General features: G+C 73.5%; 20 protein-coding genes. 11 read left to right on the forward strand and 9 right to left on the reverse strand.

The window, feature by feature from the left end; translation table 11 throughout:
• Positions 1 to 77 precede the first annotated feature (77 nt).
• A complete protein-coding gene (gene pgm, locus ACIRF8_RS11090; RefSeq protein ID WP_404213281.1) occupies positions 78 to 1,700 on the forward strand; it encodes a phosphoglucomutase (alpha-D-glucose-1,6-bisphosphate-dependent) in 1,623 nt (540 codons plus the stop codon).
• A 32-nt stretch (positions 1,701 to 1,732) separates the two neighbouring features.
• Here the strand turns inward: pgm and ACIRF8_RS11095 are convergent, their stop codons facing one another.
• Together ACIRF8_RS11095 and ACIRF8_RS11100 are read right to left on the reverse strand one after the other, a co-directional pair.
• The gene (locus tag ACIRF8_RS11095) at positions 1,733 to 2,419 is read right to left on the reverse strand and encodes a phosphonatase-like hydrolase (RefSeq protein WP_404213283.1); all 687 of its coding nucleotides are present in this window, start codon (positions 2,417 to 2,419) and stop codon (positions 1,733 to 1,735) included.
• Entirely contained in the window at positions 2,416 to 3,207 is a 792-nt protein-coding gene (locus ACIRF8_RS11100) for a GntR family transcriptional regulator (protein ID WP_404213285.1), read from the reverse strand. Before ACIRF8_RS11100 ends, ACIRF8_RS11095 begins: the two co-directional genes overlap by 4 nt.
• 126 nt (positions 3,208 to 3,333) lie before the next feature.
• Between ACIRF8_RS11100 and ACIRF8_RS11105 the strand changes: the two genes are divergently transcribed.
• From ACIRF8_RS11105 to ACIRF8_RS11115, 3 genes are all read left to right on the forward strand, one after another.
• Entirely contained in the window at positions 3,334 to 4,509 is a 1,176-nt protein-coding gene (locus ACIRF8_RS11105) for a TIGR03364 family FAD-dependent oxidoreductase (RefSeq protein WP_404213287.1), read from the forward strand.
• A 344-nt stretch (positions 4,510 to 4,853) separates the two neighbouring features.
• The gene (gene asnB, locus ACIRF8_RS11110) at positions 4,854 to 6,695 is read left to right on the forward strand and encodes an asparagine synthase (glutamine-hydrolyzing) (protein ID WP_404213289.1); all 1,842 of its coding nucleotides are present in this window, start codon (positions 4,854 to 4,856) and stop codon (positions 6,693 to 6,695) included.
• A 129-nt stretch (positions 6,696 to 6,824) separates the two neighbouring features.
• Positions 6,825 to 7,214: a VOC family protein gene (locus tag ACIRF8_RS11115; RefSeq protein WP_404213291.1), complete on the forward strand. Its 390-nt coding sequence runs from the start codon at positions 6,825 to 6,827 to the stop codon at positions 7,212 to 7,214.
• A 70-nt stretch (positions 7,215 to 7,284) separates the two neighbouring features.
• Here ACIRF8_RS11115 and ACIRF8_RS11120 read toward each other — a convergent pair whose 3' ends face one another.
• The gene (locus tag ACIRF8_RS11120; protein ID WP_404213293.1) at positions 7,285 to 7,521 is read right to left on the reverse strand and encodes a hypothetical protein; all 237 of its coding nucleotides are present in this window, start codon (positions 7,519 to 7,521) and stop codon (positions 7,285 to 7,287) included.
• 119 nt (positions 7,522 to 7,640) lie between these two features.
• Positions 7,641 to 10,817 (reverse strand): cytochrome P450, encoded by a 3,177-nt coding sequence (locus tag ACIRF8_RS11125; RefSeq protein WP_404213294.1) that lies wholly within the window; start codon positions 10,815 to 10,817, stop codon positions 7,641 to 7,643.
• 195 nt (positions 10,818 to 11,012) lie between these two features.
• On the opposite strand from ACIRF8_RS11125, the gene ACIRF8_RS11130 reads away from it, so the two are divergent.
• From ACIRF8_RS11130 to ACIRF8_RS11140, 3 genes are all read left to right on the forward strand, one after another.
• Complete coding sequence (locus ACIRF8_RS11130; RefSeq protein WP_404214253.1) at positions 11,013 to 11,642, forward strand: helix-turn-helix transcriptional regulator; 630 nt, start codon at positions 11,013 to 11,015, stop codon at positions 11,640 to 11,642.
• 112 nt (positions 11,643 to 11,754) lie between these two features.
• The gene (locus ACIRF8_RS11135) at positions 11,755 to 12,726 is read left to right on the forward strand and encodes a glutathione S-transferase family protein (RefSeq protein ID WP_404213296.1); all 972 of its coding nucleotides are present in this window, start codon (positions 11,755 to 11,757) and stop codon (positions 12,724 to 12,726) included.
• 37 nt (positions 12,727 to 12,763) lie between these two features.
• Positions 12,764 to 13,936: a dihydrofolate reductase family protein gene (locus ACIRF8_RS11140; protein WP_404213298.1), complete on the forward strand. Its 1,173-nt coding sequence runs from the start codon at positions 12,764 to 12,766 to the stop codon at positions 13,934 to 13,936.
• Here ACIRF8_RS11140 and ACIRF8_RS11145 read toward each other — a convergent pair.
• Positions 13,933 to 14,865 (reverse strand): DMT family transporter, encoded by a 933-nt coding sequence (locus ACIRF8_RS11145; protein WP_404213300.1) that lies wholly within the window; start codon positions 14,863 to 14,865, stop codon positions 13,933 to 13,935. The two genes, ACIRF8_RS11140 and ACIRF8_RS11145, sit on opposite strands and share 4 nt — an antisense overlap.
• Positions 14,866 to 14,948: 83 nt before the next feature.
• Here ACIRF8_RS11145 and ACIRF8_RS11150 point away from each other — a divergent pair, with 83 nt between their 5' ends.
• From ACIRF8_RS11150 to ACIRF8_RS11165, 4 genes are all read left to right on the forward strand, one after another.
• Entirely contained in the window at positions 14,949 to 15,569 is a 621-nt protein-coding gene (locus ACIRF8_RS11150; protein ID WP_404213302.1) for a TetR/AcrR family transcriptional regulator, read from the forward strand.
• The gene (locus ACIRF8_RS11155; protein ID WP_404213304.1) at positions 15,566 to 16,000 is read left to right on the forward strand and encodes a protein phosphatase; all 435 of its coding nucleotides are present in this window, start codon (positions 15,566 to 15,568) and stop codon (positions 15,998 to 16,000) included. The genes ACIRF8_RS11150 and ACIRF8_RS11155 overlap by 4 nt, the downstream gene beginning before the upstream one ends.
• 135 nt (positions 16,001 to 16,135) lie before the next feature.
• Positions 16,136 to 18,058, forward strand: coding sequence for a tetracycline resistance ribosomal protection protein Otr(A) (otr(A), locus tag ACIRF8_RS11160; protein WP_404213306.1), 1,923 nt, complete (start codon positions 16,136 to 16,138; stop codon positions 18,056 to 18,058).
• Between the two features lie 48 nt (positions 18,059 to 18,106).
• Positions 18,107 to 18,751 carry a DUF4230 domain-containing protein gene (locus ACIRF8_RS11165; RefSeq protein WP_404213308.1) on the forward strand — a complete coding sequence of 215 codons (645 nt, stop codon included), beginning with the start codon at positions 18,107 to 18,109 and terminating at the stop codon, positions 18,749 to 18,751.
• Here the strand turns inward: ACIRF8_RS11165 and ACIRF8_RS11170 are convergent.
• The 4 genes from ACIRF8_RS11170 to ACIRF8_RS11185 all read right to left on the reverse strand — a co-directional run bounded on the left by ACIRF8_RS11170 (position 18,739) and on the right by ACIRF8_RS11185 (position 22,349).
• Positions 18,739 to 19,602, reverse strand: coding sequence for a putative protein N(5)-glutamine methyltransferase (locus ACIRF8_RS11170; RefSeq protein ID WP_404213310.1), 864 nt, complete (start codon positions 19,600 to 19,602; stop codon positions 18,739 to 18,741). The genes ACIRF8_RS11165 and ACIRF8_RS11170 overlap by 13 nt on opposite strands.
• Before the next feature lie 179 nt (positions 19,603 to 19,781).
• Positions 19,782 to 21,071 (reverse strand): MFS transporter, encoded by a 1,290-nt coding sequence (locus ACIRF8_RS11175; protein WP_404214255.1) that lies wholly within the window; start codon positions 21,069 to 21,071, stop codon positions 19,782 to 19,784.
• A 125-nt stretch (positions 21,072 to 21,196) separates the two neighbouring features.
• Positions 21,197 to 21,652: a MarR family winged helix-turn-helix transcriptional regulator gene (locus ACIRF8_RS11180; RefSeq protein WP_404213312.1), complete on the reverse strand. Its 456-nt coding sequence runs from the start codon at positions 21,650 to 21,652 to the stop codon at positions 21,197 to 21,199.
• 43 nt (positions 21,653 to 21,695) lie between these two features.
• Positions 21,696 to 22,349 (reverse strand): TetR/AcrR family transcriptional regulator, encoded by a 654-nt coding sequence (locus tag ACIRF8_RS11185; protein WP_404213314.1) that lies wholly within the window; start codon positions 22,347 to 22,349, stop codon positions 21,696 to 21,698.
• Positions 22,350 to 22,354 lie beyond the last annotated feature (5 nt).

The raw sequence follows: 22,354 nt of genomic DNA on the forward strand, positions 1-22,354 counted from the left end.
CCGCCGCGAGGCGATCGTGGGCCGGGCGGGAGCGGTGGCTCCGGACATACCATCGACGCAGGTGGGACACTGTTCGCATGACTGACCGCTCAGGAACCCCCGCCCGGCCGGACGATCTCGTCGACCTCGACGAACTGGTCGACGCCTACTACACGAGGGAGCCCGACGTCGCGCGCCCCGAGCAGCGCGTCGTCTTCGGCACGAGTGGCCATCGCGGCTCCAGCCTCGACGGCGCCTTCAACGAGAAGCACATCGCCGCGATCACCCAGGCCATCGTCGAACACCGGGCCACCGAGGGCATCACGGGCCCGCTGTTCATCGGCCCGGACACGCACGCCCTCTCCCGGCCCGCCCTCAAGACGGCGCTCGGTGTGCTCGCGGCACACGGCGTACGCGTCATGGCCGACGCGCACGACGGCTTCGTGCCCACCCCCGCCCTCAGCCACGCGATCCTGCGCTGGAACCGCGAGGAACCGGCCGACCGCGCCGACGGCATCGTCATCACGCCGAGCCACAACCCGCCGCGCGACGGCGGCTTCAAGTACAACCCGCCGCACGGCGGCCCCGCCGACTCGACGACCACCTCGTGGATCGCCCAGCGCGCCAACGAGCTGCTGGAGGACCCGGGTTGGACGCCGCGCACGGCCGAGTCCCCGGCTCCGGAGCCCTACGACTTCCGTGAGCGCTACGTCGAGGACCTGAGGAACATCATCGACGTGGACGCCGTCCGGGAGGCGGGCGTGCGGATCGGCGCCGACCCGCTGGGCGGGGCGAGCGTCGACTACTGGTCGCGGATCGCCGAGATGTACGACCTCGACCTCACGGTGGTGAACCCGGCCGTCGACCCGACCTGGCGCTTCATGACGCTGGACTGGGACGGCAAGATCCGGATGGATCCGTCGTCGGCGCCCGCGATGGCGTCGGTGCTCGCGCGCCGCCACGACTACGACCTGCTGACCGGCAACGACGCCGACGCGGACCGGCACGGCATCGTCACCCCGGACGCCGGCCTGATGAACCCGAACCACTATCTGGCCGTCGCCATCCACTACCTGTTCTCGCACCGGCCGCAGTGGTCGGCGTCGGCCGCGGTCGGCAAGACGCTCGTGTCGAGCGCCGTCATCGACCGGGTCGCCGCCTCCCTCGGCCGCGAGCTGGTGGAGGTCCCCGTCGGGTTCAAGTGGTTCGTGCCGGGCCTGGTCGACGGCTCGGTCGCGTTCGGCGGCGAGGAGAGCGCGGGGGCGAGCTTCGTCCGCAAGGACGGCACCGTCTGGACGACCGACAAGGACGGCATCCTGCTCGCCCTGCTGGCCGCCGAGATCACGGCCGTGACGGGGAAGACACCGTCCGTGTACTACGCCGAACTCGCCGAGCGGTACGGGGCGTCGGGCGCCGCGTACGCGCGGATCGACGCGAAGGCGACGAAGGAGCAGAAGGCCCGCCTGTCGAAGCTGACGGGTGACGCCATCACCGCGGACACCCTCGCGGGCGAGCCGATCACCGCCCGGCTCAGCGAGGCCCCCGGCAACGGGGCGGCGATCGGCGGCCTCAAGGTGACCACGGAGAACGCCTGGTTCGCGGCGCGGCCCAGCGGGACCGAGGACGTCTACAAGATCTACGCCGAGTCGTTCCGCGGGGCCGAACACCTGGCGCAGGTGCAGAGCGAGGCACAGGCGATCGTGGACGCGGCGCTCGCCTGAGCCGTCGCCGTCCAGCCCTCCAAGACAGGCTCTCAGTCGCGGGCGGACTCCGGGAGGCCGGGGACGTCCGCGACCGAGGCCAGCACATGGGTGTGCGGGTGGACTGCGAGCTGCTCCCGGGTCAACTGGCCCGTGAGCACGCCCACGACCACCCCCGCCCCGGCGTTCGTCCCCGCCTCCAGGTCGACGGCCGTGTCCCCCGCGACGAGCACCGCGCGCACGTCGACGACGCCGGTCTTCTCCATCGCGCGATGGATCATGTACGGCGCGGGCCGCCCGCGGCGCACCTCGTCGGCGGTGACCACGGCGTCCAGGTTGCCGCCCTCGCCGGTCGACCAGCCGAGCGAGGCGAGCAGCGGCAGGGCCACGTCGTCGCTGAACCCGGTCGTCAGGGCGACCTTGACGCCGCGGGCACGCAGCTCCACGAGTACCTTGTCGGCGTGGGCGACGGGCCGGGGCGGCACCTGCTCGTAACGCTGCTTCAGGAACGTACGGAAGACGCCGTACTGCCGCTCGACCAGTTCGGCGCCGGGGGTGCCGCCACCGATGCGGACGAGGGCGGCGATCGCTTCGCGCTTGTCGGTGCCCATCCAGGCCTGGAGGTCGGCGGAGGCCACGGGGACCCCGGTCGACTCGACGGCGTGGCGCAACGCCTCGTACACGGCGCCGTGCTCCTCGATCGTCGTGCCTGCCATGTCGAAGACGGCGAGTTCGATCACTGGGGTTCCTTCCCGGTGGGGTCGAAAGCGGCGCCGTCGGAGCGGTCCCGCCCCGCGACGGTGCGGCCCTCAAGGGTGTTCTCGATGGTGAACGTGGCCATGGACGGCAGGTAGCGATCGTCCGCGTACTCCACCGGCGTACCGTCGCTCGTGAACGCCAACCGCCTTACCCGCAACAGAGGTTGACCCGCCGTCACGTCCAGGAGGTCGGCGTCGGCGCGGTCCGCCGCGATGGCGTCGATGGTGTGGCGCGCGTGGTGCAGGTCGACGCCGCGGGAGGTGAGCGCCTCGTAGACGGAGCCCGCGTCGGGGTCGACCGCGAAGAGGTGCGCGCCCGCGTCGAGGACGAAGGTGGAGCGCTCGACCATGGCGGGCACCCCGTCCAGGTGCCGCAGCCGTACGAGGTCGACGACCGGGGCGCCCTCGTCGAGGCCGAGGCGCGCCGCGGCCTCGGGGCTGGCGCGGCGGCGGGCGACCTCGACGGTGAACTGTCCCGGAGTGCGTCCGATGGAACGCGCCCACTGCGTGAACGACATCAGCGAGGCGAACGGCTGGGAGGGCGTGACGCGGTGGGCGACCGGCGGCCTGCCGCGCCCGCCGACGAGGTGCCCTTCGGCGCGGAGCTGCGCGAGGGCCTGGCGGACCGGGCCGCGCGAGGTGCCGAACTCCTCGCAGAGCTGGGCCTCGCTCGGCACGGGTACGCCCTCGGGCCACTCACCCGCCTCGATCCGCCGCCGGAACTCCGCTCCGAGCCGCTGATGCAGCGGCCCGCCCTCACTTGTATGCACAAGCAGAGTCTTTCAGTCCGAGACCGAAGGAGGCAAGACCGTTCTTGCTGCCTCTCCGGTAAACATCCGGGAAACTTGTATAGACAGCTCTTGCCGGAATGGATCACCCTCCGCACGCTGGAGCACATGACCCCTGCCACCACCCCCCTGCCCCCTGCCGTCCTGCCGCGCGACCGCAGCGACCTCGTCGTCGTCGGCGCGGGCATCATCGGTCTCGCGCACGCCGTCGAAGCGGTGCGGCGCGGGCTGCGCGTGACGGTGGTCGAGCGGGACCGGCGGCCCGTGGGGGCGTCCGTGCGGAACTTCGGGCACTGCTGCGTCACCGCCCAGCGCGGCGAACTGCTCGACCTCGCGACCCGTTCGCGCGCGGGCTGGCTGGACGCCGCGGCGCGGGCCGGGCTGTGGGCGCCGGAGGCGGGCGCGCTGGTGGTGGCCCGGTCGGTGACCGAGTTGGCCGTCCTCGAGGAGCTGCGCGAGGAGCGCGGGGCGGACGCCGTACGCCTGCGCACACGGGACGAGGTGGGCGACGCGCTGGGCAGGCCCGCGCACCAGCGGGGCGACCTGGCCGGGGGCGCGCTGCTCCCGGCCGATCTGCGGGTCGACCCGCGGGAGGCGGCGCCCCGGCTCGCCGCGTGGCTCGCGGAGCAGCCCGGCGTGCGCATCGTGTGGGGGACGAACGTGACCGGCGTCGAGACCGGGTCCGTGCACACGAGCCGCGGCCCGGTCCGCGGTGAGCGGATCCTGCTCTGCGTGGGGCACGATCTCGACCGTCTGTACCCGGTGGAGGCGGAGGCGCACGGCATCGAGCGCTGTCGTCTGTCGATGGCCAGGATCGAGGCGCCCGCGGCGCTGCGGACCGACGCCGCGGTGCTGACCGCCACCTCGATGCTGCGCTACGACGCGTTCACGGCGACACCGTCGGCGACCGCGCTGCGGGCCGAGGTCGAGCGCCACGGCGCGGAGTTGCTCGGCATCGGCGCCAACGTGATGTTCACGCGGCTGCCCGACGGGTCGGTGCTGGTCGGCGACTCGCACGCGTACGACCTCACGGAGATCCCGTTCCAGGACGAGGCGGTGTCGGTGCTGCTGCTCCGCGAGGTCGCGCGCGTCCTCGGGGTGCGCGAGGTCCGGGTGACCGAGCGCTGGCAGGGCGTGTACGCGAGCAGCTCGCGCGGGCCGCTGTTCGTACGGGACCTGGCGCCGGGCGTGCGGGCGCTGTCGGTGACGTCCGGGGTCGGGATGACGCTGTCGTTCGGGCTCGCCGCCGCGACGTTCGACGGGACGCTGCGCGCGACGGCGTGAGCGAGGCCTCTCCCCCGGCGTGTCCGGGCAGGATTGATCAAACCTTTGCCGTTGGCCGGATCGTACGGGTCGCCCCGGGCGGCCGGGGTCAACGTGTGGCGCACACCGGGGATTTGCGAAGGGGATCATCGCGCGCGGCCGGTCGGCACGCGGCCGAAACCCCCCGGGTCAGCCGTCCCCTCAGGTTACGGACACGTTGACCGGACCCCCCGTCATGTCACACGCTCGTCATATAGATGCCGTGTACAACGGACTTCGTACGACGGTGACCGCACCTGCGTCCCCACAGGTCGGAGCGGTCGTGTCCGGCTGTCCACGGTGGAACGGGAAGCAGGAGGAAGCATATGTGTGGCATCACCGGCTGGGTCTCCTTCGACCGTGACCTGCGGGCCTCGGCCGACGCGTTGGACGCGATGACGCAGACGATGGAGTGCCGCGGTCCCGACGACCGCGGCACCTGGATCGAGGGCCCCGCGGCGCTCGGCCACCGCAGGCTCGCCATCATCGACCTGCCGGGCGGCCGGCAGCCCATGACCGTGACGACCCCGGGCGGCACCGTCGCCCTCGTCTATTCGGGCGAGACCTACAACTACACCGAGCTGCGCGCCGAACTCGCCTCCCTCGGCCATGAGTTCAGGACCGACTCGGACACCGAGGTGGTGCTGCGCGGCTACCTCGAATGGGGCGAGGCACTGCCCGAGCGGCTGAACGGCATGTACGCGTTCGCCGTCTGGGACGGCCGGGTGGACAAGCTGCTCATGATCCGCGACCGCATGGGCATCAAGCCGTTCTACTTCTACCGGACCGCCGACGGCGTGCTGTTCGGCTCCGAACCCAAGGCGATCCTCGCGAACCCGCTCGCCAGGTCGCGCGTCACCCTCGACGGGCTCCGCGAGTTGTTCACGTTCGTGAAGACCCCGGGGCATGCCGTGTGGGACGGGATGCACGAGGTCGAGCCGGGCACGGTCGTCACCGTGGACCGCTCCGGGTTGCGCAGCCGCGCGTACTGGTCGCTGGAGACCCGGCCGCACACCGACGACCGGGACACGACCATCGCCACCGTGCGGGAGCTGCTCGACGACATCGTGCGCCGCCAACTCGTCTCGGACGTACCCCGTTGCACCCTCCTGTCGGGCGGCCTCGACTCCTCCGCGATGACCGCGATCGCGGCACGGCAGCTCGCGCGGCAGGGCGAGACCGTGCGCAGCTTCGCGGTCGACTTCGTCGGCCAGGCGGAGAACTTCGTCGCGGACGAGCTGCGTGGCACCCCGGACACCCCGTTCGTGCACGACGTGGCGCGCTCGGCCGGGACCGAGCACCGCGACATCGTGCTCGACTCGCACGCGCTCGCCGACCCCGAGGTACGCGCCCGGGTGATCCGGGCCCGCGACATCCCCGCGGGCTTCGGCGACATGGACGCCTCGCTGTACCTCCTCTTCCGCGCCATCCGCGAGCACTCCACGGTCGCCCTGTCCGGCGAGTCGGCGGACGAGGTGTTCGGCGGCTACCTCCAGTTCTTCGACGAGGAGGCCCGCAACGCCGACACGTTCCCCTGGCTGGTGCGGATGGGTCGGCACTTCGGCGACGACGCGGACGTGCTCCGCCCCGACCTCGGCAAGCGTCTCGACCTGACGGGTTATGTCGCCGACAGCTACGCGGGCGCGGTCCGCGGCATCCGGCGCCTCGACGGGGAGAGCGACTTCGAGTACCGGATGCGGCGCATCTGCCACCTGCACCTGACCCGGTTCGTCCGGGTCCTGCTCGACCGCAAGGACCGGGCGAGCATGGCGGTGGGCCTGGAGGTGCGGGTGCCGTTCTGCGACCACCGGCTCGTGGAGTACGTGTACAACACGCCCTGGGCGCTGAAGTCGTTCGACGGCCGCGAGAAGAGTCTGCTGCGCGAGGCGACCGCGGACGTGCTGCCCACGTCGGTGTACGACCGGGTCAAGAGCCCCTACCCGTCGACGCAGGACCCGAAGTACGCGCTCGCTCTCCAGGACCACGCGAAGGACCTGCTCTCCCGGCCCTCGCACCGCGTCTTCGACCTGGTCGACCGCGAGCGTGTGGCCGGGGCCGCGCACCGCGAGGCGCCCCAGATCACCCAGGCCTCCCGCCGCGGCCTGGAACGCACCCTGGACCTGGCCCTGTGGCTGGACATGTACAACCCGGAACTCGTCCTGGACTGACCCCCTCGCGGCGGCGCGTACTGGCGGGCCACCCCGTGTTCTGCCTATGATCCGCCCCGGCATCGCGTGTCGGTCACCGTCCGGGTGAGGCATGGAGGTGCCCGAGTTGCCTTGCGGAGGCAATCCATCATGTCGGTCCAGCTCAACCACACCATCGTGCACGCCCGGGACAACCGGGAATCCGCCGAGTTCCTGGCGCACATCCTGGGGCTCGATGTCGGCGCCACCTGGGGCCCGTTCGTCGCTCTCGACCTCAGCAACGGCGTGACCTTGGACTTCGCGTCCGTCCCGGCCGGATCCATCGTCCCGCAGCACTACGCCTTCCTCGTCAGCGAGGAGGAGTTCGACGGCGTCTTCCGGCGTATCGAGGACGCCGGTATCACGTACTACGCGGATCCGCACGGCAAGCGGCCGGGCGAGATCAATCATCACGACGGCGGTCGTGGCGTGTACTTCATGGATCCGTCACGGCACGGCATGGAAGTCATCACCCGCCCCTACGGGAGCGGCGAGGAGTGAGGCACCCGGCGGGGCCGCGTCCACGACGCGGCCCCGCCCGTGCGTCCCGCCACGCGTCGGACAGGCTCTCTCAGCGGAAATCCGTGACGTGCAGGACCACGCAGACCGTTCCGACGATCAACGCCGCGACACCCAGCGCTCCGAACCCCAGGGCCGTCCGCCGCGCCGGGCGGCAGGCCGGTTCGGCGTCCTCGGGGCGGACGCCGCCCGAGCAGGGCAGCGTGGCGAGGCCATACGTCACAAGCCCGGCCGCACTGAGTGTCAGGCCGAGTCCGAGCCACGTCACACCCGCGGACATAAAGGACATACGACTGATTCTGCGTCCACTTCGGTGATCCCGCTAGCCCGACGGGAAGGGGCCGAACGGGTGAGGCCCTGCCCCGCGAGTCCCACCCGCGCCCGGACACCGCCCGGACTCCGCTCGGGTCAGCCGCCGTACACGTCCTCCACATAGCGCTCCTCGGCGACGAGCGCGGCGAGCCACCGCTCGGCCTCGCCCGCGTCGGCGCCCGGGGTGTGCGCGCGGTACAGGTCGCGGAAAGCGGCCCGCACGCCGGGGGCCATCCTGGCACCGTCCCCGCACACGTACACCCGGGCGCCGGCGCCGAGCAGTTCCCACAGTTCGGCGCCCTCGGCGGCGATCCGGTGCTGGACGAAGGCGTGCCCGTCGACGGGGGCCTCGCTGAAGACCGGGCGCAGACAGATCGCCGCCTCGGCGTCGGCGGCGCGCAGTTCGTCGGCGTGCAGCAGGTCCCGGTCCGGGTGATCGCAGCCGAAGTAGACCAGCGCGGGCGGGAGGTGGCCGCCCGCGCGGCGACGCTCCAGGCGTTCGGCGATCGCGCCGCGGAAGGGGGCGAGGCCCGTGCCCGCCGCGACCATGACGACCGGCTCGGCCGCGTCGGGGCGGATCCGGAAGGCGTCGCGACACGGCTGGACGCGGCCGAGGACGGTGTCGCCCGGCCGCAGCGCCGCCAGATGGGTGGAGCCGGTGCCCCGGTGGCGGCCGGTGCCGGACGCGGCGGGCGCGTCGAGGACCGACACCATCAGGTCCACGTGGCCGGGGCGGACGACGGAACTCGACGAGATCGAGTAGTGGCGCGGCCGCAACGGCGGCAGCACGTCCAGGAGTTGGGTCCAGGTGAGGGCGGAGCGCAGGGCCGGGTGGGCCTCGACCAGTTCGACGAAGGTCCGGGGATCGTCGCCGGGCAGCGACCCGAGCGCGGCGGCCTCCGGCGGGCAGGGGTTGGCCTCGGCGAGTACGGCGACCTGCTCGGGCGTGGGACGGTGCTGCAACTCGACGTGCCGGGAGAGCAGTTCGCGGACCGTCACCGGGCGGTCCACCGCGAGGGCGTCGCGGCGCGGCCGGTCGGAGCGGATGTCGAGCACGGCGTCCGGGTCGACGCCGAGCGCGCGCACCGCACGGTCGACGAGGGCGGGTTCGTGCGCGGGCAGCACGGTGAGGTGGTCGCCGGTCCGGTAGCTGACACCGTCCGGCAGGGTGAGCCGCAAAAACCGCTTGGTGCGCGGATGGGCCGCGGCGGTCAGGTCGTACGCCTCGGTCACGGTCAGCGGGGCGAGCCCGTGCCGGGCGGCGGCGAGGTCCAGCGGGCCGCCGGTGATCTCGCGGACCTCGTACGCCTCGGTGGGCGCGGGCCGCGCGGTGGTGGCGTCGGGGTCGCCGTACCGTTCGAGGAGTGCGGCGCGCAGGCCCGTGGTGAAGGTGCGCACCGCCCCGTTCAGGTCGCCGGAGGCGTCGGCCGCGGCGCGTTCGCAGAGGCGTTCGGAGCCGAGTGCGGTGAGACGGTCGTCGATGCCGGTGGGGACGTGCTGGTAGGTGGCGGCCCAGTTGCGGTCGCCGACGCCGAGCACGGCGTGCAGCACCCCGTCGAGGGAGCCGTCGGCGGCCCGGTCGAGGGCGGCGACGAACTCGCGGGCGTCGTCGGTGGGTCGCCCGTTGTAGGAGGCGGCGACGACGATCACCGGGCGGTCGGTGGGCAGCTTCACCGCGTAGGTGTCGAGCGGGGCGACCTCGGTCTCGCAGCCGAGGGCGGCGGCCTCGTCGGCGAGCTGGGCGGCGAGGCTCCGGCAGGTGCCGTAGTTGCTGCCGTGGAGGAAGAGGGCGCGGGTGCCGGGCCTGACCCGTACCGGCAGCTCGGCCGCTTCGAGGTCCGGTCGGGGTGTCGCGGCGGCGCCGGGCAGCGGGGCGTGGCGCCGGTCGGCCGGGGTGCGCCGGGCGAGGCCAAGGGTGAAGCCGTCCGGCTTCAGGGTCAGGGTCTCCTTGACGGTGAGCCGGTAGTCGGCGTGGTCGTGCAGCCGGTAGCGGTGCACCAGCATCGCGAGCAGCATGGTGGCCTCGTGGAGCGCGAACTGCCGTCCGATGCAGGCGCGTTCGCCGGTCCCGAAGGGCTTGAAGGCGTGCGGGGAGCGGGCCGCCTCGGCCTCGGGCGTGAACCGGTTCGGGTCGAAGCGCTCCGGGTTGTCGCCCCACACGGGCTGCCGGTGCAGCATCGGGGCGAGCACGGTGACGCCCTGCCCGGCGCGGACCGGGACGCGCCCGCCGAGGAGGGTGTCCTCGCGGGCCTCCCGGCTGAACGCGGCCGCCGTGGGCCACAGGCGCAGCGCCTCGTTGAGCACCTGCCGGGTGTAGGTGAGGCGGCCGACCTCGTCGAAGTCGGGCTCGGGGTCGGCGGCGTCGCCCCACAGGTCGTCGACCTCGCGGCGGACGAGGTCGAGGACGGCGGGGTTCTTGGCGAGGTAGTACAGGGCGAAGGACATCGCGCCGGACGTCGTCTCGTGCCCGGCGATCAGGAACGTGATGACCTGGTTGCGGATGTTGGCGGTGGACAACGTCGATCCGTCGCGCGGGTGTTCGGCGCTCAGCATCAGTCCGAGCAGGTCGTCGGTGTGCCGCTCGCCGCTTCGGACCCGGGCCGCGATGACGTCGTCGACGACCTGTGCGAGATGGGCGGCGTCGGCGCGGAACGCGGCGTCGGCCGCCGCGTGGTCGGCGCCCGGGGTGCGGGCGAGGCGCTTCATGCTCCACTCCAGGCAGCGCACCATCGACTCGACGAACGGGTGCGGCGCGGTGCCGGCGAACGAGCCGAAGTCGTAGCCGAATCCGGCCAGTCCGATGGTGTCGAGCGTCATCCGGGTCATGTCGCCCGGCACGTCCACGGGGCGGCCCTCGTGGGCGGCGCGGTCCCAGGTGTCGACGAGGCGGCGGGCCACGCGGTACATGACCGGGTGGTAGGCGCGCATCGAGCCGAGGGCGAAGGCGGGCATGAGGATGTCGTGGGCGCGGGCCCAGTTCGGTTCGTCGTTGTACGCGGTGAACAGGCCGTCGGCGGCGAAGGCGCGGACGTTCTCCAGGGCGGGCCCGATGTGCTTGGTGAAGCGGGACTCGTCGGCGAGTTCGGTGACGAGGTCGAGGTCGGCGACGAAGAGGGCGTCGCGGCCGTGCAGGCGGCGCACCAGGGCCGGGCCGTGCTCCCGCATGAGATCCATGACCTGTTGCAGCGGGGCCGCTCCCGGCCCGGTCGCGGAGATGTCGATGAGCGGAACGCCGTCGGTGGGGGCCGGCGGGGACAGCGTGGGGTGGGGCATGGTGCGGCAACCGCCTTTCGCGGGTGGGGGGATCAGCGCTTCCAGCTTGATCCCGCTCCCCCGCCGGTCGGCACCGGCGCACTACATGATTGTGTAGGGGACGACGGCGTGACGCTCTTGCGTCCGGCGCGCGTTCGTGGCAGGCGCGAGACAGGGGGCGCGTCGGTGGACGCGGTGGTGTGGCGCAATCGCGCGATGGTCCTCTTCGACCGCATCCCGCTGCCGGTCGCCGTGTGCGACGCGTACGGGGTGCTGCGCCTGGCGAACGCCGCGCTGGCCGCCGAGTGGGGTACGACGCCGGGCCGCCTCAAGGGACGGGACCTCCTCGACCTGTTCGTGCCCCGGGACGGCACGCAGGTCGAGCGGATCGTCGAGGCGCTCAGGCTGCGGCGCCGCTCGCGCTACACGGTGGCGGTGACCTGGCAGGGCCCCGGCGGTGCGGGCCGCTGCGGGGAGTTGACGGTCGACCCGGTGAGCGAGACCCCGAGCGCGCTGCCCGACCTGCTGGTGATGGTGCGGGTGACGGGTGAGTGCGCGCCGCGCCCGGCGCCCGCCCCGGCGACGTCGCACCCGAACGAGGGACGGATCCTCGCCCTGCTCGCGGCGGGGGCGTCGACGGCGCGGGCGGCCCGCGAGACGGGTCTGACGACCGACGGCGTCACCTACCACCTGCGGCGTCTGTCGCGGCGCTGGGGCGCGGCCAACCGCACCGAACTGGTCGCCCGCGCCTACGCGGCGGGCGTCCTGGAGCCGGGGGTGTGGCCGCCGCGGCCCAGGTCGGCCGGGGCGGGCGCGGGCGCGCCGGAGGAGAGACCGGGCCCGTGAACGCGGGAGGCGGTGCGTGCGGCCGGTCGCGGCACGGGTGGTGTACGGCGCGTTTCCCGGGCAGGCTCGACACCGTAGCCCGTACAGGGACCCGGCACTGGAAGGAGACCCCGTGGGCGGCAACGACTCGTACGGCAAGAAGGGCTTCAAGCGGTCCCGCAGCCACTTCGCCGACCGGATCACGGCCGACGGCAGGGACGGCTGGCCGGTGGAGGCGGGCCGCTACCGGCTCGTCGTCAGCCGGGCCTGTCCGTGGGCGAGCCGCGCCCTGGTGGTGCGGCGGCTGCTCGGTCTGGAGGACGCGCTGTCCCTGGCGGTCGCCGACCCGATCCAGGACGACCGGAGCTGGCGCTTCACGCTCGACCCGGACGGCCGGGACCCGGTCCTAGGCATCCGCTACCTCAGCGAGGCGTACGACGCCCGCGAGAAGGACTACCCGGGCGGTGTCAGCGTGCCCGCGATCGTCGACGTACCGTCGGGCAAGCTCGTCACCAACGACTACCAGCAGCTCACCCTGGACCTTGAGACGGAATGGACGGCGCTGCACCGGGAGGGGGCGCCCGACCTCTACCCGGAGCCGCTCCGCGAGGAGATCGACGCGGTGATGGAGGGTGTGTACCGGGACGTGAACAACGGCGTGTACCGGGCCGGGTTCGCGACGAGCCAGGGCGAGTACGAGGACGCGTACCGGGACGTGTTCCGGCGCCTGGACGCGGTGTCCGAGCGGCTGGCCGGGCAGCGCTACCTCGTCGGTGACACGATCACGGAAGCGGACGTGCGGCTGTTCACGACGCTGGTCCGCTTCGACGCCGTCTACCACGGCCACTTCAAGTGCAACCGGAACAAGCTGACCGAGGACCCGGTCCTGTGGGCGTACGCGCGGGACCTGTTCCAGACGCCCGGCTTCGGCGACACCGTCGACTTCGACCACATCAAGCGGCACTACTACCAGGTGCACACGGGCATCAACCCGACCGGCATCGTGCCACTGGGACCCGACCTCTCGGGCTGGCACACCCCGCACGGCCGGGAACGGCTCGGCGGGCGGCCCTTCGGTGACGGGACGCCGCCCGCGCCTCGGTAGGGTCGGTGCGTACGTCCCGCCCGCTCCCGGAGTCGCCATGTCCCGCCCTTACGTGCTGCTGTCCGCCGCCGTCTCGCTCGACGGCTGCCTCGACGACACCGGGCCCGAGCGGCTGCTGCTGTCGGGGCCCGAGGACTTCGACCGGGTCGACGCGGAGCGCGCGGCGAGCGACGCCGTCCTGGTCGGGGCGGGGACGCTGCGCGCCGACCGGCCCCGGCTGCTGGTCAACTCCCCCGCGCGGCGCGCCGAGCGGGTCGCGGCGGGGCGGTCCGCGTATCCCCTGAAGGTGGCGGTCAGCGGGTCGGGAGAAGTCGATCCCGGCGACCCGTTCTGGACGACCGGCGGGGACCGGCTGCTCTGCACGACGGACCAGGGCTCGAAGCTCGCCCACGCGCGCGTGGGCGGCGCCGCCGAGGTGGTGCCGTTCGGTCCGACGCTGGACTGGGCGGCGCTCCTCGATCATCTCGGGTCGCGGGGCGTGCGGCGGCTGATGGTCGAGGGCGGGGCGCGGGTGCACACGCAGCTTCTGCAACTCGGGTTCGCGGACGAACTGCGGCTCGCGGTCGCCCCGTTGGTGGTGGGCGAGCCCGACGCGCCCCGCCTGTTCGGGCCCGGCTCGTACCCGGGCGGGCCGCGCGGGCGGATGCGGGTGCTGGACACGGAGCGGGTCGGCGACGTGATCGTGACGCGGTACGCGCCGACCGTGCCCGGCGCCGGGTCCACGGCCACGGCGGCGGACCGGCACTGGTTGCGGACCGCCTGCGAACTGGCCGAGCAGTGTCCGCCGTCCACGACCGCGTTCAGTGTCGGCGCGGTGATCGTCGCGGCCGACGGCACGGAGCTGGCCCGGGGCCATTCGCGGGAGGCGGGCGACCCGGTCGTGCACGCCGAGGAGGCGGCGCTCGGCAAGCTCGCCGCCGGTGATCCGCGGCTGGCCACCGCCACGGTCTACAGCAGTCTGGAGCCGTGCGCGCGCCGGGCGTCGCGGCCGAAGCCGTGTGCGCGGCTGATCGCCGACGCGGGGGTGCGGCGGGTGGTGACGGCGTGGCGGGAGCCCGACACGTTCGTGCCGGGCGCCGACGGGATCGGGGTCCTCGCCGAGGCGGGCGTCACCGTGGCGGAGGTGCCGGAGCTGGCCGGTGCGGCCATGCGCCCCAACCGGCATCTGGTCGCCGCCGGGGCGGGGCAGGACTCTCGCGACTCGCTCTAGCGGCTCGCGCGCTCGCCCGGCCGTGCCGATGAGCCGCCGCGCACGCGCGCGGGACGCCACCGGCGCGTGTCGCCCCACCGCACGACCACGACGGCGGTGAGCCCGAGCGCGAGGCCGAGTGCGGTGCGCACGCCGAAGGGCTCGCCGAACATGAGCGCGCCCCACACCGCGGTCACCGGTGCCATCAGGAACATCAGGGTGTTGACCTGGGTCAGTCCGCGTCGGCGCAGCACGAGCCAGTACAGGCCGTAGCCGCCGAACGTCGACAGACCGACCAGCCAGGCGATCGCGAGCCAGAACGAGGGGGCGGCGGGCGGCGCGGCGCCCCCGGCCGCGACGGCGAGGGCCGTGAAGACGACGGCGCTCGTGGCGCAGTGCACGGTCAGGGCCGCCATCGGCTCCACGCGCGTGGGCGAACGGCTCTCCACGAACGTGGCGGCCACCAGTGCCAGCATGCCGAGGAAGGGGATCGCGTACGCCCACGGGGCGACGCCGGTGACGGCCGCCGCGTCGGCGGTGGTGACGACGGCGACCCCGGCCGCGCCCAGGCACAGGCCGAGCCACTGCCGCGCGGTGACGTACTGCCGCAGCAGCGGTCCGGCGAGGGCGCCCGCGACGAGGGGCTGGATGCCGTCGATGAGGGCGGTGGTGCCGCTGGAGACGCCGAGCTGGATGGCGTAGTAGACGGTCAGCAGATAGCCGCTCTGCGACAGGGCGCCGACGACGGTCTGGCGTCCGATGTCGCGCGGCGTCAGACCGCGCCACCAGTGCCGCCCCGCCGTCGCGGCGACTGCGCCGAGGACGAGCGCGAGGGGCAGGAAGCGCCACATCAGTGTGGTCACGGCGCTCGCGTCACCGGCGCCGAGCTTGGCGCCGATGAAGCCGGAGCTCCAGGTCAGGACGAAACCGACGGACAGCAGGACGTTCATGGCGTGGACCGCCTCACGTATCGGAGCCAGGTATACAGATCGGTCTACTGGCTCCACTATACAGATCGGTCTACTGTGGGGGTATGCGTACCACCGCGCCCTCAGCCCCGCCGCCCGTCGACCCGGAGCGCCCCGACCTCACCCCGGCCGCGCGGCGCGTCCTGGAGACCGCCTCACGGCTGTTCTACGAACGGGGCATCCACGCCGTCGGCGTCGACCTGATCGCGGCGGAGGCGGGCGTCACGAAGAAGACGCTCTATGACCGCTTCGGCTCCAAGGAGCAGATCGTGGTCGACTACCTGGCCACGCGGGACGCCCGGTGGCGGGCCCATCTCGCCGCGCACCACGACCCGGCCGCGCTCTCCCCCGTCGAGCGGGTGCTGGCCGTCTTCGACGCGTCCGCGGAGTGGATGGCCGAGCACAGCGGCAAGGGCTGCGGCATGGTGAACGCCCACGCCGAGATCAGCGACCCGGCCCACCCCGCGTACGCCGTGATCATCGGGCAGAAGCAGTGGACGCTGGAGCTGTTCACCCGGCTCGCCGCGGACGTGTCGCCGGACGCCGCGCGGGAGTTGGGGCGCTCCCTGACGCTGCTGCACGAGGGGGCCCTGGTCTCGGACGGGCTCGACGTGTTCCCGGACGCCTTCGGGCGGGCCCGGCGTCTCGCGGCGTTCCTCCTCTCCGCGGCGCAGGAGGCGCGATGAGCTGGGAGCCGGACGCCCCCGGTGTGCTGCGCCTCCCCTCGGGCCGGGCGGTGCGCGGCCGGGGGCTGCGCGATCCGCTGCCGCCGGGGGCCACGGCGACGTACGGCGTCTATCTCCTGGGCCGCGAACCGGCTCCCGTGGACTGGGAGTCGACCTGGCTGCGCTGGCCGGACTTCCGGCTGCCGGCCGACGACGGGCGCGCCCGCGCCGTGCTGTTAGACGCCTGGGTCAGGGCGGCCGACGAGCGGGTGGAGGTGGCCTGCGGCGGCGGACGGGGGCGAACGGGCACGGCGCTCGCCTGCCTGGCCGTCCTCGACGGGGTACCGGCGGCCGACGCCGTCACGTACGTACGCCGTCACTACCACCGCCGCGCGGTGGAGACACCGTGGCAGAAGCGGTACGTACGCCGGTTCGCCGCGCCCGGGAAATGAGTTGCGCGCGGCGGTGAGCCGCTGCGCATCATGGGCGGGACACGTCCTCGCCGGTTCAGGAGACCCGCATGCGCCGATTCCTCGAAGCAGTTCAGCGACCCCGCCGGACCCCAGCTCTCGAGGACTCGACCTTCCATGCGGATCCCGCAGGTACGCACGACCCTGAACATCGGCATTCTCGCCCACGTCGACGCCGGTAGGACCAGCCTCACCGAGCGGCTCCTGTTCGACGCGGGCGCCATCGACCGGCTCGGCAGCGTCGACGGCGGGACCACCCGCACCGACACCGGCGCGATCGAGCGGCAGCGCGGCATCACCATCCGCTCGGCCGTCGCCGCGTTCACCGTCGGCGACACACAGATCAACCTCATCGACACCCCGGGCCACTGCGACTTCGTCGCCGAGGTCGAGCGGGCCCTCGACGTGCTCGACGGGGCCGTCCTGCTGATCTCCGCCGTGGAGGGCGTGCAGGCGCAGACGCGCGTGCTCCTCAAGACGCTGCGGCGGCTCGGGCTGCCCACGCTCGTCTTCGTCAACAAGATCGACCGGGCGGGCGCGCGGACCGCGTCGCTGCTCGACGACGTCCGGCGCCGTCTCACCCCGCACGTGGTGCCGCTCGCGGACGTGCGGCACGCGGGGACGCCGCGCGCCACCGTCACGGGCCGCCGCCTCGACGACCCGGTGGTGCGCGACGAGGCGGCCCGCGCCCTGGCGGAGGTCGACGAGACGATCCTGGCCGCGCTGGTCGACGGGCCGCCGCCGGACACGGACGCCGTACGGTCCGCGCTCGCCGCCCGCACCGGTGACGGACGCCTCCACCCCGTGCTGTTCGGCTCCGCCCTCGGCGGCCAAGGGGTACGTCAACTGATGGACGCCATCCGGGAGTTCATCCCCACGGCCACGAAGCCCGGGGCGGGGTCGGCGAGCCCGGTCGGCACCGTGTTCGCGGTGCGTCGGGGCCCCGTCGGCGAGCGCATCGGTTGCCTGCGCCTGTACGAGGGCGAGGTGAGGGCACGGCAGAAGGTGGTGCTCCTGCGGCATGACGCCGAGGGCGGCACCGAGCGGATCGCGGGGCGGCTCACCGCGGTGCGGGTCGTCGGCGGCGAGGGGGACACCGCGGGCCCCGGTCAGATCGCCGAGGTGCGCGGTACGGCCGGGGTCCGGGTGGGCGACCGCCTCGGCGAACTGCCCGGCGCGCAGGCCCGGTTCGCCCCGCCGACCCTGGAGACGCTGGTCCGGGCCGTCCGGCCGGGACAGGGCGGCGCCCTGCGCGCGGCCCTGCTCGAACTCACCGACCAGGACCCACTGATCCACGCCCGCCCGCGACCCGACGGCAGCACCGCGCTCCTGCTGTACGGGGAGGTGCAGAAGGAGGTCATCGGCGCCACGCTGGCCCAGGAGTTCGGGATCGAGGCGCAGTTCGAGCCCAGCCGGATCCGCTGCGTGGAACGCCCCGCGGGCACGGGCGAGGCGGTCGAGGAGATGGGGCGGCGCAGCACCACAGGACTGCCCGCGACCGTGGGCCTGCGCATCGAGCCGGGAGCGCACGGCTCCGGTCGCGTCTTCGCGTACGAGACCGAACTGGGCGCGTTGCCACGGGCGTTCCACCAGGCCGTCGAGGACACCGTGCACGCCACCCTGGTGCGGGGTGGGCCGCGCGGGTGGCCCGTGACGGACTGCCGGGTGACGCTGATCCGCTCGGGGTTCTCCTCGCCGGTGAGCGTCGCGGCCGACTTCAGGACCGTGACCGCGCTCGTGACCCGCGAGGCGCTGGAGCGGGCCGGGACACGGGTCCACGAGCCGGTGCACACCTTCGAGGTGGAGGTCCCGCTGGACACGCTCGCCCCGGTCACCGCGCAACTGGGCGCGCTGGGAGCCGAGTTCGGGACGACGACCGGCGGCCTGGACACCTGGCTCGTCACCGGGGAGCTGACGGCGCGCCGGGTGCGGGAGATGGAGGTGGCGCTGCCGGGGCTGACGCGGGGCGAGGGAGTGTGGTGGTCACGGGTGTCGGGCGACCGCCCGATCCGGACACCGGGGGCACCGCCCGAGGCGTGATCACTCGAAACGGTGGAACACGACCTCCTACGGAAGGAGGTTTCCGTCATGACGTCGAGGTCTGTGCCACTGCCCCGTTGGGCGAAACTCGTGGGTGTACTCGTCGTGGTGCTGCTGCTCGTCCTGACCGGGCTGCGGCTGCTGCACCGGCTGGACGACGTGTTCGGCACCGAGACGCACGACCGGTCGGGACCCGCGCTGCTCAAGTCGGTGCGGGATCTGAGCCGTTACGACGCCGCGTCCGGGAACTTCCAGGTCGTGGTCGACCTGGAGAAGGACACCAAGTACCTCCCGGACGCGGTCCGGGGGACCCGCACCCTGTACATCGGGGCCGGGAGCGTCGACGCGTACGTGGATCTCGGGAAGGTCGGCCCCGGGGACGTCCGGGTGAACGACGAGCGGACGTCGGCGACGCTGAAGCTGCCGCACGCACGCCTCGGCAGCCCCGCCCTCGACACGGACCGCTCCTACGCCGTGTCGAAGCAGCGGGGCCTCCTCGACCGCCTCGGTGACCTGTTCTCCGACAACCCCAACGACGAGCGCGCCGTCCGCAAACTCGCCGCCCGGCACATCGGCGAGGCGGCCCGGGACAGCGGCCTCACGAGCCGTGCCGAGCGCAACACGACCGACATGCTGAAGGGGCTGCTGAACTCCCTGGGCTTCAAGGACGTCCGGGTCTCCTACGGCACCTGAACGCGGGGCCGCGTCGCGACGATCACCGTGGCGTAAAGGTCCTCGTCCCGCATCACCCGGGGCCGCAGACCGGCGGAGCGCACCGCCGACTCCGCGGCCTCGGCCTGGTGTTCACCGGTCTCCACGAACAGGTGGCCGCCGGGCGCCAGCCAGCGCGGCGCCCCGGCGGCCACACGGCGCAGCACGTCGAGTCCGTCGGCGCCGCCGTCCAGGGCCATGAGCCGTTCGTGCTCGCGGGCCTCGGGCGGCAGCAGGGGTACGTCGCCGGTGGGGACGTAGGGCCCGTTCGCCACGAGGATGTCGACCCGGCCCGTCAGCTCGGCGGGCAGCGGATCGTAGAGGTCGCCCTCGTGGACCTCTCCGCCGAGCGGCGCGACATTGCGCCGGGCGCAGCGCACCGCGGCCGGGTCGAGGTCCGCCGCGTGCAGGCGGGCGGGGCGCCGGTCCGCGAGCACGGCGGCGACGGCCCCGCTGCCGCAGCACAGGTCGACGACGACGGCCCCGGGCGGGCAGAGGGCCAGCGCCTGGCGGACCAGGAACTCGGTGCGGCGGCGCGGCACGAAGACGCCGGGGTCGACCGCGACCCGCAGGCCGCAGAACTCGGCCCAGCCGACGACGTGTTCGAGGGGAAGTCCGGTGGCGCGGCGCTCGACCATCCCGGCCAGTTCGGCCGCGTCCCGGGCGCTGGAGAGCAGGACGCGCGCCTCGTCCTCGGCGAAGACGCAACCGGCTCGGCGCAGGGTCGCGACGACCGGAGAGGGGTCGAGAGACAGAAGCCCGGGCGGCGAGGAAGGGAAGGATGGGGAGGAGGGGGACGACGGGGGGGACGGCAACGACGGGGGAAGCGACATGGCTGATGTATGACCTCTCGGGAAGCCGATGGGGCTCCCCGGCGTCGAACGGCCGCCGTCTCGCTCAGGGCGCGGGGACGGTGCGTACGACAGGAGAAGGGAGCTCCCGACCTGACACAGCGGTGATCGGACTCACCTCCTCGATCCCTCGTTGCTCTGTGGTGCTCTGACGGGAGCGGTCACATTACCGCACCGGGCCGGCGCAGCGCCCGGTCCGTCAGGGTGACGATCACGAGCAGGACGCCGAGGACGACCGAGACGCCCGCCATCAGGTGCAGGCCGCCGTCGTCCGCGCGCTGCCCGTAGGCGAGGGCGATGAGGCCGGAGGCGGTGATGGCGCCGATGTACTGGGCGGTGCGCTGGAGTCCGGCGGCGGCGCCGATGTCGGCGGCGGGCGCGTACTCCTGGACGGCTGCCTGGTTGCTGGTGCCGATGAGCCCCTGCGGGATGCCGAAGCAGGCGCCCGCGAGCAGCAGGACGACCAGCGGGGTGTGCCCGGAGACGACGGTGAGCAGCCCGGCGCCCGCGGTGAGCAGGAGGCAGGCCAGGGTGAGCGGGGCGCGGATGCCCTTCGTCCGGGCGGCGAGCAGGGAGCACACCAGGGCGGCGAGGGACATCGGCAGCATGAGCAGCCCCGTGTGCCCGGACGAGTAGCCGCGTCCCTCTTCGAGCCATTGGGTGTAGCCGTACATGACGCAGTAGATGAGCAGGTAGCTGAGGCCGTGGCGGAGGTAGGTGCGGGCGAGCGCGCCGTTCCCGGCGAGCATGCGTACGTCGATGAACGGGGTGCGGCAGCGCGTCTGCCACCACAGCAGCGCGGCCGTGAGGACGGCGAAGGGGGCGAGCAGCCACCACAGGGGGTGGGCGAGGCCGAGGAGGAAGAAGACCAGCACGGTCAGGGCCGTGGAGAACAGGCCGATGCCGAGGGGGTCGAGGGCGAGCCCGGGCGCCGCCCGCCCGTCCCGGGCGCGTGAGAGGTCGGTGGGGACCCACCGGAGCGCGCAGCCGAGGGCGACGGCGGCTACGGGCACGTTCACCGCGAAGATGCCGCGCCAGCCGACGAGCGTGACGAGCAGTCCGCCGAGGGTCGGGCCGACGGCGGCGCTGCCGAGCGCGGCGAAGGAGAGCCGGGCCATGACGGGTCGCGGCGGGCGGCGCCCCACGCGGCGCCCCTCGTCCCGCAGGACGGCCATCGCGGCGGGGTAGGCGGCGGAGGTGCCGATGCCGAGCAGCAGCCGGGAGGCGACGAGCCAGCCGAAGCCGGGGGCGAGCGCACCGACGACGCCCGAGGCGCACACGACGACGAGTCCCGCGAGGAAGACGCGGCGCGGGCCGAGGACGTCGGCCAGTTTGCCGAGGACGGGCTGGGCGACGGCGCTGGCGAGGTAGAGGACGGAGATCAGCCAGGCCGTGGAGGCGGCGCCGATCCCGAAGTCGTGCCCGATCGCCACCAGGGCGGTGGAGATCATCGTCGTGTTGAGCGGGTTGAGGAGCGAGCCGAGCAGCAGGGGCGCGGTGAGACGGGCCCCGAACCCGTTCCGCTCGGGGGCCTTCTTCCGCGTGGCGGCGGCGGTCTCCTCGCTCGCCGCGCCGCTCACTTCCGCACCAATCGCTCCAGGAGCAGGGTCGCTTCGGCGAGGGTGCGCCGCTCGTCGGCGTCGAGTTCGGCGGCGAGGGCCTCGGTGAGCCAGCCGTGCTTGGCGGCGCGCACGGAGGCGAGGGTGGCGCGGCCGTGGTCGGTGATCGACATGACGGACTGGCGCCCGTCGTCGGGGTCGGGCGAGCGCGCCACGAAGCCCTGTTCCTCGAGCGCGCCGATCGTCAGCCGCATGGACTGCGGCCGGACGTACTCCGAGCGGGCGAGCGCCGCGGTGGTGGCGGGCCCCTCCGTGTCGAGGCGGGCCAGGACCGTGCGCTGGGTGGGCGTGAGGAGGCTGTCCGGCGAGGCGCTGCGCAGCCGGCGCGAGAGCCTGCCGACGACGGTGGCGAGATCGGCGGCGACCTGCTCGGTGGACGGCTCCCCGGCGGCGGGGTCTTGCGTTCCTGACATGGCTCCACCGTAAGAGGTCGACAGGCAGCCTTGCAAGTTTGCCTTACGGCTCTTCCCCGGGTGCCGCGGATGCGGGGAGGAGCGCCCCGAGCAGGGTCCGGGCGCACAGGTCGCGCACCTCCGCGCGGGTCAGCTCCGGCTCGTCGAGCCAGTCCAGGCAGGCGGCGACGAGGAAGGCGAGCCAGCCGCGTACGGCGAGGCGTAGCGCGGCCGGTCCCGGCAGCCGTCCCACGAGCTGGGGGTCGGCGGCGAGGGCGGCCATGATCTGCGCTTCGTGGGCGGCCAGGCCCTCGCGGTACACGGCGCGCACGGCGGGATCGCCCGCCGCCTCGGCGCGGTGGAAGGCCCGGAAGCCCTGCGCGTGCGTGGCCACGTAGTCGAGGAAGGTGTCCAGACCGGCGGCGAGCTGGTCATGGACCGGGATGCCGGGGACGGCGGCGGTCAGCCGGAGCATGCGTGTGCTCTCGCGGCGGACGACGGCGGCGAAGAAATCCCGCTTGGTCGGGAAGTAGTGGTACAGCAGACCGCGCGAGACCCCTGCCAGCTCGGCGACCTGCTCGATCCAGACGTCGTCGTAGGGGTCGCGGGCGAACAACTTGGCACCCACGGACAGCAGTTGCTCCCGCCGCTCCTCGGTGCTCAGCCTGCGCCGGGTCCGCTCCCCCGGTGTCCGCGCTCCCCCTCGCTCCGCGCTCATGCGGG

It is taken from the genome of Streptomyces sp. NPDC102406 (genome assembly GCF_044765725.1).
Lineage (GTDB): Bacteria > Actinomycetota > Actinomycetes > Streptomycetales > Streptomycetaceae > Streptomyces.